Source organism: Candidatus Thermoplasmatota archaeon (assembly GCA_030018475.1).
Classification (GTDB): Archaea; Thermoplasmatota; JASEFT01; order JASEFT01; family JASEFT01; genus JASEFT01.
Genome location: JASEFT010000123.1, coordinates 1 through 617 on the forward strand (window position 1 = coordinate 1; position 617 = coordinate 617).

1 protein-coding gene is annotated in these 617 nt (G+C 34.8%); it reads left to right on the plus strand.

Features of this window, described 5'->3' with window-relative positions:
• Positions 1–304, plus strand: a 304-nt coding sequence (locus QMD21_07875; GenBank protein MDI6856681.1) for a transposase, incomplete at its 5' end; no start/stop codon positions are given.
• Between the last annotated feature and the right edge of the window lie 313 nt (positions 305–617).

A 617-nucleotide genomic window follows, 5' to 3' on the forward strand; every position in this document is an offset into this window, starting at 1 on the left:
GGTTAGAAATACAGCCGCTGCAGAAGGTTTTGGAAGAGCCTATATAAAAGCAAATCTTAGAAGCAACAAAAGGATTAAGCCTTACTACTCTAAAGAATGGCGTGAGAGGTATAAGAAAAGAACAGCTATTGAAAGACTAAATTCCAGATTGAAAAATTTTCTGCATCTGAAGAAGCTCAGAGTAAGAGGAATTAGAGCGGTAACTTGTTATGCATATCTTGGGTGTATAGCAATGTTGCTGTTTGCTTTAATTGGAAAATTTCTTGGTAAATCTATCAGAGGAATAAAATCCCTGCTCAGATAAAGGCGCATCTGAGCGGCTGATATCAGGAATAGTTTAGATTGTAGTAGCACCAACCCACATGGTACAATCACTTGAACATTCTAAAAATACGCTTGTTATTAGGAATAAGGCAATAACTTGGTGTTAAGATTACTAATTTAAACAACTATTTCGGGTTTGTATGGTTATTTACGCCTTTTTCCAATAGGCACTATTCTCTCTTCAAACACAACTTTGAAATAACCGAAGATTGCTTCATACAAATCTTTCTATGACCTTTATCCAGATAGTTGCTCTTTAATTACTCTTTCAACTTCATTCAAAAATTCTTCTT